The sequence below is a fragment of the Streptomyces camelliae genome (assembly GCF_027625935.1).
GTDB lineage: Bacteria > Actinomycetota > Actinomycetes > Streptomycetales > Streptomycetaceae > Streptomyces > Streptomyces camelliae.
In genome coordinates, this window is the sequence record NZ_CP115300.1 from 2,785,627 (window position 1) to 2,802,647 (window position 17,021).

17 protein-coding genes are annotated in these 17,021 nt (G+C 70.7%); 1 reads left to right on the forward strand and 16 read right to left on the reverse strand.

Translation table 11 applies throughout. The features are described 5' to 3' along the window. Positions 1 to 9: 9 nt before the first annotated feature. From O1G22_RS12485 to O1G22_RS12535, 11 genes are all read right to left on the reverse strand, one after another. Positions 10 to 579 carry an NUDIX hydrolase gene (locus tag O1G22_RS12485; protein WP_428986355.1) on the reverse strand — a complete coding sequence of 190 codons (570 nt, stop codon included), beginning with the start codon at positions 577 to 579 and terminating at the stop codon, positions 10 to 12. Next, positions 569 to 1,303 carry a signal peptidase I gene (gene lepB / locus O1G22_RS12490; RefSeq protein WP_270081434.1) on the reverse strand — a complete coding sequence of 245 codons (735 nt, stop codon included), beginning with the start codon at positions 1,301 to 1,303 and terminating at the stop codon, positions 569 to 571. Before lepB (O1G22_RS12490) ends, O1G22_RS12485 begins: the two co-directional genes overlap by 11 nt. A 91-nt stretch (positions 1,304 to 1,394) precedes the next feature. Then, complete coding sequence (lepB, locus tag O1G22_RS12495) at positions 1,395 to 2,399, reverse strand: signal peptidase I (RefSeq protein ID WP_270081435.1); 1,005 nt, start codon at positions 2,397 to 2,399, stop codon at positions 1,395 to 1,397. Further along, positions 2,287 to 3,378, reverse strand: coding sequence for a signal peptidase I (gene lepB / locus O1G22_RS12500; RefSeq protein WP_270081436.1), 1,092 nt, complete (start codon positions 3,376 to 3,378; stop codon positions 2,287 to 2,289). The genes lepB (O1G22_RS12495) and lepB (O1G22_RS12500) overlap by 113 nt, the downstream gene beginning before the upstream one ends. Next, the gene (lepB, locus tag O1G22_RS12505) at positions 3,371 to 4,072 is read right to left on the reverse strand and encodes a signal peptidase I (protein ID WP_270081437.1); all 702 of its coding nucleotides are present in this window, start codon (positions 4,070 to 4,072) and stop codon (positions 3,371 to 3,373) included. Before lepB (O1G22_RS12505) ends, lepB (O1G22_RS12500) begins: the two co-directional genes overlap by 8 nt. A 45-nt stretch (positions 4,073 to 4,117) precedes the next feature. Next, entirely contained in the window at positions 4,118 to 4,468 is a 351-nt protein-coding gene (gene rplS / locus O1G22_RS12510) for a 50S ribosomal protein L19 (RefSeq protein ID WP_225099275.1), read from the reverse strand. Positions 4,469 to 4,603: 135 nt separating this feature from the next. Beyond that, on the reverse strand, positions 4,604 to 5,437 hold the full coding sequence (gene trmD, locus O1G22_RS12515; RefSeq protein WP_225099276.1) for a tRNA (guanosine(37)-N1)-methyltransferase TrmD: 834 nt from the start codon (positions 5,435 to 5,437) through the stop codon (positions 4,604 to 4,606). Beyond that, entirely contained in the window at positions 5,437 to 5,979 is a 543-nt protein-coding gene (rimM, locus tag O1G22_RS12520; protein WP_270081438.1) for a ribosome maturation factor RimM, read from the reverse strand. The genes trmD and rimM overlap by 1 nt, the downstream gene beginning before the upstream one ends. Before the next feature lie 82 nt (positions 5,980 to 6,061). Then, positions 6,062 to 6,301, reverse strand: a complete 240-nt coding sequence (locus O1G22_RS12525; RefSeq protein WP_003973401.1) for an RNA-binding protein — start codon at positions 6,299 to 6,301, stop codon at positions 6,062 to 6,064. A 5-nt stretch (positions 6,302 to 6,306) separates the two neighbouring features. Then, a complete protein-coding gene (gene rpsP / locus O1G22_RS12530) occupies positions 6,307 to 6,726 on the reverse strand; it encodes a 30S ribosomal protein S16 (RefSeq protein ID WP_184970374.1) in 420 nt (139 codons plus the stop codon). Positions 6,727 to 7,029: 303 nt separating this feature from the next. Next, entirely contained in the window at positions 7,030 to 7,626 is a 597-nt protein-coding gene (locus O1G22_RS12535) for a hypothetical protein (RefSeq protein ID WP_225099278.1), read from the reverse strand. Between the two features lie 566 nt (positions 7,627 to 8,192). On the opposite strand from O1G22_RS12535, the gene O1G22_RS12540 reads away from it, so the two are divergent. Next, the gene (locus O1G22_RS12540) at positions 8,193 to 9,101 is read left to right on the forward strand and encodes a class I SAM-dependent methyltransferase (RefSeq protein WP_270081439.1); all 909 of its coding nucleotides are present in this window, start codon (positions 8,193 to 8,195) and stop codon (positions 9,099 to 9,101) included. A gap of 25 nt (positions 9,102 to 9,126) precedes the next feature. Here O1G22_RS12540 and ftsH read toward each other — a convergent pair whose 3' ends face one another. The 5 genes from ftsH to O1G22_RS12565 all read right to left on the reverse strand — a co-directional run bounded on the left by ftsH (position 9,127) and on the right by O1G22_RS12565 (position 16,951). Next, a complete protein-coding gene (ftsH, locus tag O1G22_RS12545; protein WP_270081440.1) occupies positions 9,127 to 11,064 on the reverse strand; it encodes an ATP-dependent zinc metalloprotease FtsH in 1,938 nt (645 codons plus the stop codon). 61 nt (positions 11,065 to 11,125) lie between these two features. After that, the gene (gene ffh / locus O1G22_RS12550; RefSeq protein WP_270081441.1) at positions 11,126 to 12,676 is read right to left on the reverse strand and encodes a signal recognition particle protein; all 1,551 of its coding nucleotides are present in this window, start codon (positions 12,674 to 12,676) and stop codon (positions 11,126 to 11,128) included. A gap of 108 nt (positions 12,677 to 12,784) precedes the next feature. Beyond that, positions 12,785 to 15,241 carry a [protein-PII] uridylyltransferase gene (locus tag O1G22_RS12555; RefSeq protein ID WP_270081442.1) on the reverse strand — a complete coding sequence of 819 codons (2,457 nt, stop codon included), beginning with the start codon at positions 15,239 to 15,241 and terminating at the stop codon, positions 12,785 to 12,787. 31 nt (positions 15,242 to 15,272) lie between these two features. After that, the gene (locus O1G22_RS12560; protein ID WP_043504401.1) at positions 15,273 to 15,611 is read right to left on the reverse strand and encodes a P-II family nitrogen regulator; all 339 of its coding nucleotides are present in this window, start codon (positions 15,609 to 15,611) and stop codon (positions 15,273 to 15,275) included. After that, the gene (locus tag O1G22_RS12565; protein WP_270081443.1) at positions 15,608 to 16,951 is read right to left on the reverse strand and encodes an ammonium transporter; all 1,344 of its coding nucleotides are present in this window, start codon (positions 16,949 to 16,951) and stop codon (positions 15,608 to 15,610) included. The genes O1G22_RS12560 and O1G22_RS12565 overlap by 4 nt, the downstream gene beginning before the upstream one ends. Positions 16,952 to 17,021 lie beyond the last annotated feature (70 nt).

Genomic DNA, 17,021 nt, shown 5'->3' on the forward strand with positions numbered 1-17,021 from the left:
CGGGTGCCCTCAGACGATTTCCGTGTCGAGGGTTTCGGGACCGGCCGGGGGACCTTCGTCGAGCAGCCGCTGGAGCAGCTCGGCGAGTCTGGTCGGATACACCGTCTCATGTGCCCGGGTCAGTTCCTGACACGTCCACCAGCGTGCTCCGGCGACACTGCGCCGCTCCAGCTCCGTCAGCGCGGCCGGCGCGGTCGCCGTCTGCGTCGTACGGGCCAGGTAGTACCACTCGTCCTGGTCCCAGCGGCGGCCCGCGAAGGGGAAGGAACACCTGCGCCGCCACAGCACCGGGCCGAGTTCCACTTCGGTGATGCCCGTCTCCTCGGCGAGTTCCCTGAGCGCCGCCTCCTCACGGGTCTCGGTGCCCTCCAGACCGCCGCCGGGGGTGAACCACCAGTCGTCGGCGGGGTTCCCCGGTTCATGGCCGTGCAGGAGCAGGATGCGGTCCTGGGGGTCGAGGAGCACCACCCGGGCCACCTTGCGCAGACCGCCCTCGTAGGAGTCCTCACCACAGGAGTCCTCGCCGTACGCGTCCGTGCCGTAGGAGTCCTCGCCGGTCCGCGTGGGCTCAGCGGGCACCGGCCGCCTCCGGGCGGGCGGCACGGGCGCGGGAGCCGCCCATGCGCTTGGCGATCGGCCCGTACGCCCCGCCGCCCAGGACCAGGACGGTGCCGGCGACGATCAGCAGCTCGATGGTGGGCAGCGGGCCGGGCTGGGAGAGGGCGCCGAGGGCCTCGAAGCCGGTGGGGCGCCCGAGCATGCCCTTCCAGGGCCATACGACGGCGTCCACGCGCGCGGAGACGGCGTCGCGGGAGACGGTGCCCCGGGCCGCGTCGGCGAGGTGGGCCGTGGAGTCCAGGGAGCCCTGGCGCTCGTCGCCGAGCAGGAACAGGCGGCCCTCGGGGACGGTCACCGTCGGGAAGTTCTGGATCTCGGCCAGGCTGCCCTTGGGCAGATACGGCTCATCGATCTGCTTGCCGTTGACCGTCAGCTTGCCGTTCGTGCAGCAGGAGACGGTGTCACCGCCGACCGCGACGACCCGCTTGACCACCTTGGCGTTGCTGACCCAGCTCTTGTCCTCGAAGACGACGACGTCGCCGCGCTTGACCTGACTGCCGTCGACCTTCTCCGCGAGCACCCGGTCACCGGCGTCGATGGTGGGGGTCATGGAGCTGGTGGGCACGGTGTACGGCCGGTAGCTCACCGCTGCCCAGGCGAATCCGCCGAGGAACAGCACCAGCCCGAGTGCCACGGCCACTCCGGACAGCCGGTGCCCTATCCCTTGCCTGCTCTGACCACTCATGGACCCGGACCCTACCGGGCGGTACCTGGACTTGCCCACCCACCCGGGCGACTGGTTCGGCCGGTACTCACCGGGTCCACGGAACCGTCACTCAGCCGCGCTCGCCTTCGCCGCCCTGCTTCACCGCTCGGCGTCGCCGCCACACCACCACCGGCAGCACCGCCGCGACGGCCACACCCTCCGGGGCCACCGTCAGGGCGGCGGACGCCGAGGACTGCTGGGAGATGCCGGGCTGGTCGAAGGTGTCCGGGATCGGCAGAGTGCCCCAGCGGTTGATCGGCCAGGCCTTGACGATCGCGCGGCCCACGACGTCGCTGACCGGGACCATGCCGTGGTGCCTGTCGGTCTGGTTGTACCGCGAGTCCCGGGAGTTCTGGCGGTGGTCGCCCATCACCCAGATGAAGCCCTCGGGGACCTTGACCTTGAACTGGCCGCCCTGGTCGTCCACGCTGCACGGAGTGTTGCCGGGGTAGACGTACGGCTCGTTCAGCGCGTGGCCGTTGACCAGCAGCGGGCCCGAGTTCTTGCACTCGACCGTGTCGCCGCCGACGCCGATCACCCGCTTGATGAGGTCCTTCTCCTCCGCCGACGGCATCAGGCCGATCCAGCTGAGGACCTTCTGCACCGGGTTCGGATTCGGCGCCGGCTCGCCCGCCAGCCAGTTGTCCGGGTCGTGGAAGACGACCACCTCGCCGCGCTCGGGCTTGGAGCCGAACCACGGGGTGAGCTTGTCGACCAGGACACGGTCGCCCTGCTGGAGGGTGTTCTGCATCGAGTCGGACGGGATCGAGAACGCCTGCACCAGGAACGTCTTGATCAGCAACGCCAGGACCAGCGCGATGCCGATGAGGATCGGCAGCTCCTTCCAGAAGGAGCGTGGTTTCCTCGGCGGGCGGGCGCCTTCACCCGCGCCCTCGCCCGCACCCGCGTCGTCGGCTCGCGGGTGCTGTCCGTCGTCCGGCGTGCGGTCGTCGCCCGCCGCGTCATTCCCGGAGGTCATGGCGCCGTCCGGGCCGGGTGCGTTCGCTTCCACGGGGTGCCCGCGGTGCTCCTCGCCGTCGTGTCCCGACCGTGCGCCAACCGCCACATCCCCCACGCCAACTCCTCACTCTGTGCCGCCGCCTGCCCGTGATACGGCGCAGGCCCACCACTCCCATAACGAGCGGGAGTTCCGCAGGGGTCGGGAGCTGGGTGATTCCGTTCGGATTCTCGGGGGCAACCCTATGCGACAGCCGGGGAGCGGCGGTCGCACCCGACACGGAGTGGGCGACGCTTGCGAAGGTTTTAGGTTCCTGCAGGCGAGTCCAGTGGCCGAAGGGCCAGCCGATGGCGACGGCCCGGCCGACGACGGAGTTCAGGGAGACCGTGCCGCCGTAGGGCGTGTTCATGTGGAAGCGGGAGTCCGCGGAGTTGCCCCGGTGGTCGCCCATCACCCACAGCCGGCCCTTGGGGACGGTGATGTCGAAGCGCATGGCGGACGGGGCGTCACCCGGATAGATGTAGTTGCCCTCGGTGAGCGGGGTGCCGTTGACGGTGATCCGCCCCTGCGCGTCACAGCACTTGACGTGGTCGCCACCGACTCCGATGACCCGCTTGATCAGGTCTTTCTCATTGTCGGAGGGCAGCAGGCCGATGAAGGTGAGGCCTTCCTTGACCTGCTTGACGACGACGGGATCGCTCTTCTTGGTGGTCTGCTCGTCCGCCAGCCAGCCGCCCGGGTCGTGGAAGACGACGACGTCCCCGCGCGCGGGCTCCGAGCCGAACCACGGGGTGAACTTGTCGACCAGCACGCGGTCGCCGATCCGAATCGTCTGCTCCATGGAGCCGGACGGGATCACGAAGGCCTGGACGAGGAACGTCTTCAGGACGAGCGCGATGAGGACGGCGACTCCCACCAGAAGAGGGATCTCACGAACGGCTGAACGCCGTCGCTTGCGCTTGACCTTGCGCTGGAGCTTGCGCCGCTCCGCGCGCGTGCGGCCGCCGCCGGGTGCCGAGGTGCGGCGCGCCCCGGTGGGCAGCAGGTTGTCGGCGGGGCCCGCGGGCACCCCGCGCGGTTTGCCGCGGTTACCCATGCGCGCCCTCCGCGGAAGGCGCCGGCACGCGCGCGTAGGCGGAGGGCCGCGTCAGGTGCGTCCAGTGGGCGTACGGCCAGACGATCCAGTCGGCCCGGCCGATGACGTCGCCGACCGGGATCATGCCGCCGCCGGGCGAGCCGAGGTGGTCGCGGGAGTCGCTGGAGTCGCTGCGGTGGTCGCCGAGGACGAACAGGCGCCCCGAGGGCACCGCGACGTCGAAGGGCACGCTGGAGGCGCTGTCCCCGGGATAGAGGAAGGCCGACTCGTCGACCGCTCGGCCGTTCACCTCGATCCTCCCGGACTTGTCACAGCAGACCACATGGTCTCCCCCTACCCCGACGACGCGTTTGACATAGTCGGCGTCCCCGAAGTACCCGGTGCCGTCGAACACGATCACGTCGCCGCGGCGCGGCTGGGCACCGAAACGGTACGCCAACTTATTTACGAGAACGCGGTCGCCGATCCTCAAGCCCTGCTCCATGGATCCGCTCGGAATCTGGAACGGTTGCACCACGAAAGCGTTGAGAACCAGCAAAAAGGCCAGACAGGCGAAGAGGGTGAGGGTGATCCGGCCGCCCGGCAACCACTCGGCGATCCGCGACACCAACGCGAAACGCGACCGTCCCTCCGGCCCCGGGGAATCCGGATGGGAGGAGCGGTCGCGTTGCGTCGGCTGTGCTTCGGTGTCCATCGGGGCGAGATGCTATCCCGCCTCGCTATGGCCTCCGCGGTGCGCTCAGCTGTCGCGCTTCTCCTTGATCTTCGCGGCCTTGCCGCGCAGGTCACGGAGGTAGTACAGCTTGGCGCGGCGCACGTCACCACGGGTGACGAGCTCGATCTTCTCGACGATCGGGGTGTGCACCGGGAAGGTGCGCTCGACGCCGACGGAGAACGAGACCTTGCGGACCGTGAAGGTCTCGCGGACACCGGAGCCCTGGCGACGGATCACAACGCCCTTGAACTGCTGCACACGGGAGCGGTTGCCCTCGATGACGCGGACGTGGACGTTGACGGTGTCACCCGGGCGGAAGGCCGGGACGTCGCTGCGCAGCGACGCGGCGTCGACAGAGTCGAGCAGGTGAGACATTTCGTCTGCTTTCTTCGCTGATGCCACAGGTCATCAACGGAAACTAGGTGTACAAGAGGTCTGCCGTGCGGGTCGGGACGGGCGTCGTGTCCCCCTGTGGCAGGGGCGCACGCCGGACGGGTGCACAACAGCGGTCTATTCTTCCACGCCCCCGGCCCGCCGCCAAAATCGGCCGAACGGCTCGCCGTCGGGGTCCGGCTCCCAGCCCAGGATCGAGAGCATCTCGCGGTCCTTCTTGTCGAAGGCCTTGGGATCGCAGCGCTCGATCAGGTCGGGCCGGTTGACGGTCGTACGCTTCAGGGCCTCGTCGCGGCGCCAGCGGGCGATCTTGCCGTGGTGGCCGCTGAGCAGCACCTCGGGGATGTCCCGGCCGCGCCAGACGGGCGGCTTGGTGTAGACGGGGCCTTCCAGGAGGTTGGCCATGGCGCCGGGCGCGAAGGAGTCGTCGCGGTGGGACTCGGCGTTGCCGAGGACGCCGGGCAGCAGCCGCGCCACGGCCTCCGTGATGACGAGTACGGCCGCCTCGCCGCCGGCGAGGACGTAGTCGCCGATGGAGACCTCGTAGACGGGCACACGCGTCGCATACTCGTCCATGACGCGCCGGTCGATGCCCTCGTAGCGGGCCGGCGTGAAGATCAGCCAGGGGCGCTCGGAGAGCTCGACGGCCAGCTCCTGGGTGAAGGGGCGGCCGCTGGGCGTGGGCACGATGATCGCGGGGGCCTGCGCGCCGGTCTCGTAGCCGTCGGCGAGGACCGTGTCCAGGGCGTCGCCCCAGGGGTCGGTTTTCATGACCATGCCGGGGCCGCCGCCGTACGGGGTGTCGTCGACCGTGTTGTGCCGGTCGTACGTCCACGCGCGCAGGTCGTGCACATGGACGTTCAGCTGTCCACGCGCGCGCGCCTTGCCGACGAGGGAGACGTTCAGGGGCTCCAGGTACTCGGGGAAGATCGTGACGACGTCGAGGCGCATCAGGACTCTTCCCGGGTCGAGTCGATCACCGCGCGGTCGTCGATCAGGCCCGGCGGGGGCGCGATGACGGCCTTCTGCTGCTCCAGGTCGATCTCGGTGACGATCTCCTCCACGAAGGGGATCATCACCTCGCTGCCGTCGGGGCGCTCCACGATGAACAGGTCCTGCGAGGGCAGGTGCGAGATCTCGGTGATCCGGCCGACCTCCTGCCCGTCCTCGGTGACCACGTCGAGGTCGATGAGCTGGTGGTCGTAGTACTCGTCCTCGCCCTCGGGGAGCTCCTCCGGGTCGACCTCGGCGATCAGCAGGGTGTTGCGCAAGGCCTCGGCCGCGTTGCGGTCGGTGACGCCCTCGAAACGCAGGAGGAGGCGGCCGCTGTGGACGCGGCCGGCGGCGATGGTGAGCGGTCCGGTGGAGGCCGGATCGGTGGCCAGGACGGCGCCCGGGGCGAGCCGCAGCTCCGGCTCGTCGGTACGTACCTCCACGGTGACCTCGCCCTTGATGCCGTGGGCGCGGCCGACCCGTGCGACTACCAGCTGCACTGTGCTTGATCTCCTGTCATACGACTGCGGGCCGGGGACGGCCCAGTGGCCCTCCCCGGCCCGAGCCGGTTGCGTTGAAGCGTCAGCGGACGTGGTCCACGTCGACGAGGTCGACGCGGACACCACGACCGCCGATGGCGCCCACGACGGTGCGCAGAGCGCGCGCGGTACGGCCGTTGCGGCCGATCACCTTGCCGAGGTCGTCGGGGTGGACCCGGACCTCCAGCACGCGCCCGCGGCGCAGGTTGCGCGAGGCGACCTGCACATCGTCAGGGTTGTCGACGATGCCCTTCACGAGGTGCTCAAGCGCCTCTTCGAGCATGCTGCTCAGGCCTCGGTCGACTCGGACTCAGCCGCGGCCTCGTCCTTCTTCTCAGCCTTCTTCTTCTGGGTGATCGCCTCACCCTTGCCCTCGTCGTCACCGCCGAGAGCCTCGAACGACGGACGCGCGGCCTTCGGCTCGGCGACGAGCAGCGGCGCGGGAGCCGGCTCGCCCTTGAACTTCTGCCAGTCGCCGGTCTTCTTCAGGATGGCGAGAACGGGCTCGGTCGGCTGCGCGCCGACACCCAGCCAGTACGCCACGCGGTCGGCGTCCACCTCGATGACCGACGGGTTGTAGGTCGGGTGGTACTTGCCGATCTCCTCGATCGCACGGCCGTCACGGCGGGTGCGGGAGTCGGCGACGACGATGCGGTAGTGAGGCGAACGGATCTTGCCCAGACGCTTCAGCTTGATCTTGACTGCCACGGGAGTGGGTTCTCCTGGATTTGACGTGGTTGGGCACGGCGAGCTGCCGCGTGGGGTTGCGGTACCCGAGTGCCCGATGGACGCGTCAGCCGGAGGAGAGAGGGGTCCTGTGCGGCTGTCGAGTACAGCTAGCCATTGTGCCACACCCTGCGGGTCGCCTCTGGCCGAGGGGCGTGAGCCGGGCATGCGTGGGGCGCACCCGGCGTGGAGGTGACCGTACGTCGGGTGCGCGGCCCGGTGTTGTCGAGTTGCTGCCGAAGGCCGTCACCGGCACCCACGAGATGCCGGTACGCGCGGCCCGCGTCACGCCGCTCCGGCGACCTCCGGGATTCTGAACGGCTTGCCGCAGCCGCCGCAGACGATCGGGGCCTGGGCCAGGACCGAGGGGACCACCCGGACGTTGCGCCCGCAGTCGCAGACCGCCTTGACGCGGACGCCTCCGCCGGAGGAGCCGTGCCGGGCGGCCGGGCCGCGGAAGCTGCGGGGGGTGTCGGACGTGGTGGCCGCCGTGTGGGCCTTCAGCGCGCGCTGGAGCCGCTCGATGGTCGGGCGGTAGCGCCGCTTCGCCTCGGGGTTGAGCGTGACCAGGGAGAAGCCGCTGCTCGGGTGCGGCTCCTCGGGGTGGTCCAGGCCCAGCTCCTCGGCGATCGCCAGGAAGCGGCGGTTGTGGTACCGGCCGGCGCGGGAGGTGTCGCGGATCCCACGGGCGGCGGCGATGCCGTGGACTGCCTCATGGAGCAGTCGCTCGAAGGAGAGCTCGTGCCCGCACGCGGACGACGACTCTCCGATCAGGGATTCTGGCGCGGCGAGATCCGGCAGCTCGGGGTGGTACCGCTGAATGTCGGCCCACGCCTGCGCCAGCTCCGCGGCGAGAACAGGTGGTGTCTGTGTCGTGCTCACGTAATGACAACGAGCGGGAGCTCGAATGTGTTCCTATTCCGGGTCATCCCAAATAATTTGCACGTACCCGTCAGTTGCCGCTGATGCGTCCTGACGAGGGCGGGTGCGCTGATCTGCGGAGAAGCCGCACAGCTCATACCAAGCTGGTGCGTAGTCCGCCCTACGCCCACCCGTCGCCCACCACCACCCTCAACCGAGGCCCTTTCGAGCCGCCCCTTGGTTTGGCGAGTAGTGCCCCGGACGACGGCTGCGCAAGAGACGTTTCGGCCGCGCTCGGCGCACAGCCACACCTTGGTCAGCGTCCGTGACGGTCGTGACGTTACCGCGCGCCGCCCGACCTCCTGGCACCGGCCGGTCCCCGGGAACGGACACCGTAGGGTCCTCCAGATTGCCGGGGTGTGAAATCTCGCCACAGAGGCGCTCCGACCTCAAGCAGGGCTCTACGACCTCTGGACGCCACCGCGAGCCGGGAGTTACCTGGCATACGTGGGAAGTGCGCGCGCACGGCACGGGGGCCAGGCGACCGGGCGCGGCGGCGAACTGTCGGCGGATTGGGGCGCTTACCTATGACACCTACGCTCGTGCGGCAGCACACTGCTCACGCGGACTCCGCACCCCGCGTGGACCTGTGCGCACGCGCGCGTGACTGGTCCGAGATCCAGGAGCGGATGCTGGTGCCGCTCTACGAAGCCGTCCACGAGCGGCTCGAAGTGGGCCCCGCCACCCGGCTCCTGGGCCTGCGCTGCGGCTCGGGGCTGGCCCTGCTGATGGCGGCCGCGAGAGGGGCCACGGTCACCGGCGTCGACGCCTCCTCCCCCGAACGCCTCGCCCTCGCCCGCGAACGCCTGCTGCCGCATGCCGCGCACGGCGGGGTCAGGGGCCTGCCCGGCGAGCCCCGAGGTCATGGCGGACCCCCCGAAATCGGCCGTACGCGTGCGCGTGCCGGCGCGGAGCTCATCGCCGGGTCGCCCGTCGAGGCCGTCGGCGCGTACAACCTCGTGACCGTCTTCGAACCCGTCGGGTGTCTCGCGGGGGACGCCGAGGGGCTCGGGGAGCTGCTGGCGCAGGCTCTGCCGCGGGCCGCACGGGGGGCCGCCGTGGTGCTGACCGGCTGGGGGCCGCCGGAGCGGTGTGCCACCTCCTCGGTGCTGCGGGTGGCGGCGAAGCTCGCCGATCCGCTGCGGAGCACGGGCAGTTGGCGGCCCGCCCAGCGGGACGACCTGGAGGAGGTCGCACAGCGCGCCGGGCTCAAGCCGGACGGCTCGGGGCGGGTCGCCTGCCCCTTCGGGTACGCCGACCTCGACAGCGCCGTACGCGGTCTGCTGTCGACGGGGCTGTTCGACGCGGCGATCGCGGCGACGGACGCCAAGCAGGTCGACAAGGAACTGACCGAGGCCCTGCATCCGTACCGGCGCCCGGACGGGACGGTGTGGATGCCGAACGTCTTCCGCTACCTCGTCGCGCGCGTGCCCTGAGAAAACGCCGTGCCCTGAGAAATCCCTAGGAATCGACGTCCTTCGTCAGGCGGGTGATCCCGGCGATCCGGTACGCGTCCGCCTCCTCCAGCGTCTCGTTCTCCAGCAGGGCCTGCGCGAGGGCGTCCAACTGGCCGCGGTGGTCCCGGAGTTTGCGGCAGGCCTCGTCGTAGCACTCGTCGACGATCCGGCGCATCTCCGTGTCGATGACGTCCAGGGTCTGCGGGGCGGCGGCGAGCCCGTAGGCCTGCTGGGCGTCGTTCGGGAGCGCGGAAAGGCGGCCGACCTCCCGGCTCATGCCCCAGCGCGACACCATCCCGCGCGCGATGTTGGTGACCTGTTCCAGGTCGCTCTCGGAACCGGTGGTGATCACGTCGTAGACGACGTGCTCGGCCGCCATGCCGCCGAGCGCGCCGATGATCCGGCCGCGCAGATACTCCTCGGTGTACGCGTACTTGTCCGCGTCCGGCGTGGAGAGCGTGACGCCCAGGGCCCGGCCGCGCGGCACGATCGTGATCTTGCGGACCGGGTCGGCGCCAGGCTGGAGCATGCCCAGCAGCGCGTGCCCGCTCTCGTGGTACGCCGTGCGCCGGCGCTCCTCCTCGGGCATCACCAGCGCCCGCTCCGCACCGAGCTGGATCTTCTCCAGCGCCTCGGAGAGGTCGGACTGGGTCACCGCCTGCTGCTTGCGCTTGACCGCGAGCAGGGCGGCCTCGTTGGCGAGGTTGGCCAGCTCGGCGCCGGTCATGCCCGGGGTCGTACGGGCCACCTGGGCGAGGTCGACGTTCTCGGCGAGCGGGATGTCGCGGGTGTGGATCTCCAGGATGGCCTTGCGGCCGCCGCGGTCCGGGGGCGCGACCTGGACGATCCGGTCGAAGCGGCCGGGGCGGGTCAGGGCCGGGTCGAGGATGTCGGCGCGGTTGGTGGCCGCGATGACGATGACGCCCTCCGAGCCGGAGAAGCCGTCCATCTCGGTGAGGATCTGGTTCAGGGTCTGCTCGCGCTCGTCGTGCCCGCCCATGGACGCGCCGCCGCCGCGGGCCCGGCCGATGGTGTCGATCTCGTCGATGAAGATGATCGACGGGGCGACCTTGCGGGCCTCCGCGAACAGCTCCCGCACCCGCGAGGCGCCCACGCCCACGATCATCTCGATGAACTCCGACGCGGACGCGGAGAAGAACGGCACGCCCGCCTCGCCGGCGACCGCGCGCGCGAGCAGCGTCTTCCCGGTGCCGGGCGGGCCCGCGAGCAGCACGCCGCGGGGCATCTTGGCGCCCATGCGGCGATAGGCGTCGGGGTTCTTCAGGAAGTCGACGACGTCGTTCAGCTCGCCCTCGACCTCGTCGATACCGGCCACGTCCGCGAAGGTCGTTCGCTTCTCCCCCGGCACCAGCTCGACCGGTTTCGGTGGCGCCTTGCGGCCCAGCATGCCGCCCGCGCCGCCGAGGCCCGCGCTCATCCGCCGCGCGACGATGATCCACAGGGCGACGATGATCAGCATCGGCGCCAGGGAGATCAGCAGATTGGCGAGAAAGCTGCGGTGCTGGACGACGGGCTGGGCGGTGACCGTGACGTTGTGCTTGGTCAGGTTCGACCAGAGGTTGTCGTTCGCGAAGGACGGCCGCTCGGTGTTGAACTTGGTGTACGTGCCGCCGCCGGGGTTCTTCTGCTCCTTCTTGAGCTGCCCCTGGATCGAGTCGCCCTTGGCGTAGATCTTGGCGACATTGCCGTCGTTCACCTGCTTGCTGAACTCGGTGTACGAGATCGTCGGCTCGTTCTCCTCGCCGAAGTACGACAGCACCAGGTTCGCGATCAGGTACACGATCAGCGCGGTGAGGATCAGCCGCCACCAGCCGCCCCGCATCCGCGGCCCGCCGGGCGGCGGCTTCGGCGGCTCCTCCGGGGCACCTTCGGTACGCCAGGGCTGGTCGGGTGACTTGCGCGGCGGCGCGGGGTTGGTCATATCGGGACCGTACGACAATGACCAACCCCTGGCATGCCCAGCGGTGGACTCAGGGGCGAACTCAGCCCATGAACTTCTTGAACTCGTCGGGCAGCTCGAACTCCTGGCCGCCCTGCTGCGGCAGCCCGAAGGCGCCTCCGGCCTGTCCGGCCGCCTCGCGGCGCTGGGCCGCCTCCAGCTCCTGCTGCTTGCGCTTCATCGGGTTGCCGGAGCGCTGCTTGCCCTTGGCCTTCTTCGGCTGCTTCTTGGCCCGGCCCGGGCCGCCGCCCATGCCCGGGATCCCCGGCATACCCGGCATGCCGCCGCCCTGCGCCATGCGGGACATCATCTTGCGGGCCTCGAAGAACCGCTCGACCAGGTTCTTCACCGCGCTGACCTCGACACCGGAACCCTTGGCGATCCGGGCGCGGCGTGAGCCGTTGATGATCGTCGGGTCCTGGCGCTCGCCCGGGGTCATCGACTTGATGATCGCGGCGGTGCGGTCGACGTCCCGCTCGTCGATGTTCTGGATCTGGTCCTTGATCTGGCCCATGCCCGGCAGCATGCCGAGCAGCTTGGAGATGGAGCCCATCTTCCTGACCTGCTCCATCTGGGCCAGGAAGTCGTCCAGGGTGAAGTCCTGGCCCTTCTTGGACGCCAGCTTCGAGGCCATCTTGGCGGCCTCTTCCTGGCTGAAGGTCTTCTCCGCCTGCTCGATCAGGGTGAGCAGGTCACCCATGTCGAGGATGCGGGAGGCCATCCGGTCCGGGTGGAAGGCGTCGAAGTCGTCCAGCTTCTCGCCGTTCGACGCGAACATGATCGGCTTGCCGGTGATCTGCCGGATGGACAGCGCCGCACCACCGCGGGCGTCACCGTCGAGCTTGGACAGGACCACACCGTCGAAGCCGACGCCGTCGCGGAAGGCCTCGGCGGTGTTGACGGCGTCCTGACCGATCATCGCGTCGACGACGAACAGGATCTCGTCCGGGCCGACCGCGTCACGGATGTCCGCGGCCTGCTGCATCATCTCCTGGTCGATGCCCAGGCGGCCGGCGGTGTCCACGATCACGATGTCGTGGACCTTGGACTTCGCGAACTCGATGGAGTCCTTGGCGACCTTCACCGGGTCACCGACGCCGTTGCCCGGCTCCGGCGCGTAGACGGCGACACCGGCGCGCTCGGCGACGACGCTCAGCTGGTTGACGGCGTTGGGGCGCTGGAGGTCGGCGGCGACCAGCAGCGGGGAGTGGCCCTGCTCCTTGAGCCAGCGGCCGAGCTTGCCCGCGAGGGTGGTCTTACCGGCACCCTGGAGACCGGCGAGCATGATCACGGTGGGCGGCTGCTTGGCGAAGCGCAGGCGCCGGGTCTCGCCGCCGAGGATGGTCACGAGCTCGTCGTTGACGATCTTCAGGACCTGCTGGGCGGGGTTCAGCGCCCTGGAGACCTCGGCGCCGAGCGCACGCTCCTTGACGTTCTTGATGAACGTCCGGACGACCGGCAGGGCCACGTCGGCTTCGAGGAGAGCGATGCGGATCTCGCGCGCGGTGGCGTCGATGTCCGCCTCGGAGAGCCGTCCCTTGCCGCGCAGGTTCTTGAAAGTCGCTGACAGGCGATCGGAGAGAGTGTCGAACACGGCGCTCGCGGTCCTCGGGGTCGGTGACGGTCTTGGTGGGAATCGCCCTCCAGGGTATCCCGGCGCCGGATGCACCGGGGAAGGGTCGTCCCCCGGCTCGTCCCCGGCTCATCCTCGCAGCGTCTCCTCCAGCACCCTCGCCAGCGACGACGCGTCCTCCGCCGGCAGCTGAGCCCCCGCGCCGGTGGTGACATAGAACGCATCCACCGCGTTGGAACCCAGCGTGCTCACATGCATGCTCCGCACCCGCACCCCCGCCTTCTCCAGCGCCATCCCGATCCGGTGCAGCAGCCCCGGCGCGTCCTGGGCCCGTACCTCGATCACCGTGGCGTGGTGGGAGGCGGCCGGGGCCACCGTGACGCGGGGCGGCGGGGCCACCCAGCCGCGGCGCCTCGGGTAGGCCGCGTCCCGTTCGGCGAGGCGGCCGGCGATGTCCAGGGAGCCGTCGAGGGCGCGGACCAGGTCGGCGCGCAGCCGGGCGGCCTGGGGCAGGGAGCCGTACTCGGCGGCGACCCGCCAGTTGAGCAGCAGGACCGAGCCGTCGTCGACGTCGTCGGGCAGGGTCACGGTGCGCAGTTCCGCCGTGCGGACCGTGAGGCGGTGCACGGCGAGGACACCGGCGACCGCGGGGAGCACGGCGGGCTGGTCGGGTACGGCGATGAGCAGCTCAACGCCGAGCGGTTCCTGGCTGGACTCCTCCTCGGTGGCCGGTTCCGTCTGGGCGCGCAGCGCGAGGACCGGGCCGCCCGTGCGGAACGCCTCGATCGCGAGGCGCTCCTGCTCGGCCGTGGGCGCGGCCGGCTCGGGCTCGTCCGGGGTGTCCCCGGCCAGGACGGCCGACACCCGCCGGACCAGGTCGGCGACGAGGGAGCCGCGCCAGGAGGACCAGGCTGCCGGTCCGGTGGCGAGGGCATCGGCCTCGGTCAGCGCGTGCAGCAGCTCCAGGGTGCTCTGGCTGCCGACCGCCTCGGCGACCGAGCGGACCGTGGCCGGGTCGTCCAGGTCGCGGCGGGTGGCCGTCTCGATGAGGAGGAGGTGGTGGCGGACCAGTGCCGACAGGACGGCCACGTCCGCGCGGTCGAAGCCGATCCGCGCGGCCACGTCCTTGGCGATGATCTCGCCCGCGACCGAGTGGTCGCCGGGCCAGCCCTTGCCGATGTCGTGCAGCACGGCTGCGACGAGGAGCAGGTCGGGGCGGCTGACGTGGCGGGTCAGTTCGGAGGCGCGGACAGCCGTCTCGATCAGGTGCCGGTCGACTGTCCAAATGTGGACGGCGTTGCGCTGCGGGCGGCAGCGGACCCGCTCCCAGTCCGGCAGCAGGCGGGTGATCAGGCCCTCCGCCTCCAGCGCCTCCCAGACGTCGACGGTCGGGCGGCCGGAGCCGAGCAGGGTCACGAGCTGCTCGCGGGCCTCGGCGGGCCAGGGCGTGGGCAGGGGGCGCGCGGTGGCCGACAGGCGCCGTACGGCGTGCAGGGAGAGCGGGAGGCCCGCCTGCGCGGCGGCGGCCGCGGCGCGCAGCGGCAGCACGGGGTCGCGTTCGGGGCGCGCGGCACGGGCGAGCACCACCTCGCCGTCCTGCTCCACCACGCCCTCGGCCAGCGGGGAGCGCTCGGCGACCGGCTTGTTGCCGCCGCCCAGCATGGCGCGCAGCCGCGGCCGTACGGCGCGCGAACGCAGCACGCGCCCCACCTCGCGCCAGGTGACGTCACTGGCGTACGAGATCACGCGCGCGGCCTCGTACACCTGCCGCAGCAGGGTGTCGGCGTCCAGCAGGCCCAGCTCCGCCGCAACCTGGTCCTGCTCCTGGAGGGAGAGGCGATCGGTGGCCCGGCCCGTGGTCAGGTGCAGGGCGTCGCGGACGTCCAGCAGCCGACGCCGGGCGTCGGCGAGGCCCTCGCGCGGTGCGTCGGCGAGCCAGGAGGCGGCTACGGCGCGCAGGGCGGTGGCGTCGCGCAGACCGCCGCGCGCCTCCTTGAGGTCGGGTTCCAGCAGGTACTGCAGTTCGCCCTGCCGGTCGGCGCGCTCGGCGCACAGTTCCTGGAGTTCGGGGAGGCGTTTGGGGGCCTGGTTGCGCCAGTCGGCGAGGACGGCGGTGCGCAGGCCGGCGGTGAGGCCGAGGTCGCCGACGAGGTGGCGGGCGTCCAGGAGGCCGAGCTGGACCTTCAGGTCCTCCCCGGCGGTCCTGCGGGCCTCGGCCGGGGTGCGCACGGAGTGGTCGAGGGCGAGGCCGAGGTCCCAGACGGGGTACCAGAGCCGGTCGGCGAGGGCGGCCACCGCCTTGGTGTCACCGCCGTCGTGCAGCAGGAGCAGGTCGAGGTCGCTGCGCGGGGACAGCTCGCCGCGGCCGTAGCCGCCGACGGCGATCAGCGAGACACCCGTCAGCCCGGTGAGCCCCTCGGCCGCCGCCGTGAACAGCCCGGCGAGCCAGTCGTCGGTCAGTTCCGCGAGGGCGGCACGGCGCGGCGGCCCGGACCGCGCCCCCTCGGTGAGGAGGCGCAGCCGGGCCGCCGCGTAGCCGCTGGGTCCCGAGTCCTCTGCTTCCGTGCGCATGTCCGTACCCGTCACCCAGTGGCTCCCGTCTTGTGCTGCTGTCGTGTCAGAGCGCGTCGGGGCCGCGCTCGCCGGTGCGGACCCGGACGGCCGTGTCGACCGGCAGGGACCAGACCTTGCCGTCACCGATCTTGCCGGTGCGGGCCGCCTTCACGATGACCTCGATCAGCTGCTCGGCGTCGTCGTCCTCGGCCAGCACCTCGATGCGGATCTTGGGGACCAGGTCGACGGTGTACTCGGCACCGCGGTAGACCTCGGTGTGGCCCCGCTGCCGACCGTAACCGCTGGCCTCGGTGACCGTCAGCCCGTGGACGCCGAAGGCCTGAAGCGCCTCCTTGATCTCGTCCAGCCGGTGGGGCTTGACGACGGCGGTGATGAGCTTCATGCGTCCACCTTCTTGATCTGCGTGGCGGCCAGGGCCGGGGCGTGGGCGGCGGAGCCGATGACACCACCGCCGGTGCCGCTGAAGTCGTAGGCGCTCTCGGCGTGCTCGGCCTGGTCGATGCCGGAGATCTCCTCGTCCTCGGTGACCCGCATGCCGATCGTCTTGTCGAGCAGGAAGGCGAGGACCGCGGAGACGACCAGCGAGTAGCCGAGGACCGCGCCGACACCGGCGCACTGCTTCCACAGCTGGGTCCAGGAGTGGTCGCCGTAGAAGACGCCCGTGGCGGTGGACTGGCCCTTGCCGGTGGCGAAGAAGCCGATCAGCAGGGAGCCGAGGATGCCGCCGACCATGTGGACGCCGACGACGTCGAGGGAGTCGTCGTAGCCGAACTTGAACTTCAGGCCGACGGCCGCGGCGCAGGCGACACCGGCGATGGCGCCGACGGCGATCGCGCCGAGCGGGGAGACCGCGCCGCCGGACGGGGTGATCGCGACCAGACCGGCGACCGCGCCGGAGGCGGCGCCCAGCGTGGTGAACGCGCCGTGCTTGATCTTCTCGTAGGCGAGCCAGGCCAGCATGGCGGCACCCGTCGCGACCTGCGTGTTGACGAACATCAGCGCGCCGACGCCGTCGTCGTTGCCGAGCCAGGAGCCCGCGTTGAAGCCGAACCAGCCGAACCACAGGAGCCCTGCGCCGAGCATGACCAGCGGGAGGCTGTGCGGGCGCATCGGGTCCTTCTTGAAGCCGACGCGCTTGCCGATGACGAGGATGACGCCGAGCGCCCCCGCACCCGCGTTGATGTGGACCGCCGTACCGCCCGCGAAGTCGATCACGCCGAGCTTGAAGGCCCAGCCGTCGGCACCCCAGACCCAGTGGGCGACCGGGACGTAGACGATCGTGAGCCACAGGGCGATGAACAGGCACCAGGCCGAGAACTTCACGCGGTCGGCGAGCGCGCCGCTGATCAGGGCCGGGGTGATGATGGCGAACATCATCTGGAAGACCATGAAGACGAAGATCGGGATGGTGTAGCCGGGCCAGAGTTCGGTCAGGCCGATGTGGCTGAGTCCGAACCAGTTCGAATTCCAGCCGATGAGGCCGTTGTGCGTGCCGAAGGCGAGGGAGAAGCCGTAGAGCGTCCAGAGGATGGTGACGATGCCCATGCTGATGAAGCTCATCATCAGCATGTTGAGGGTGCTCTTGACCCGGACCATGCCTCCGTAGAAGAAGGCGAGTCCCGGGGTCATGATCAGCACCAGGGCGGAAGCTATGAGCATGAAGCCTGTGTTCGCGGAGGACAGCTTGGGTGCCTCCGCGGCAAGCGTGATGGCTGGGGCCATCGGCGTCTCCTCGTCGGTTGGTACGGCCCCGTGCGGGCGGTGCCTGTGAGCGGTCCGGTCGTGTGAGGGG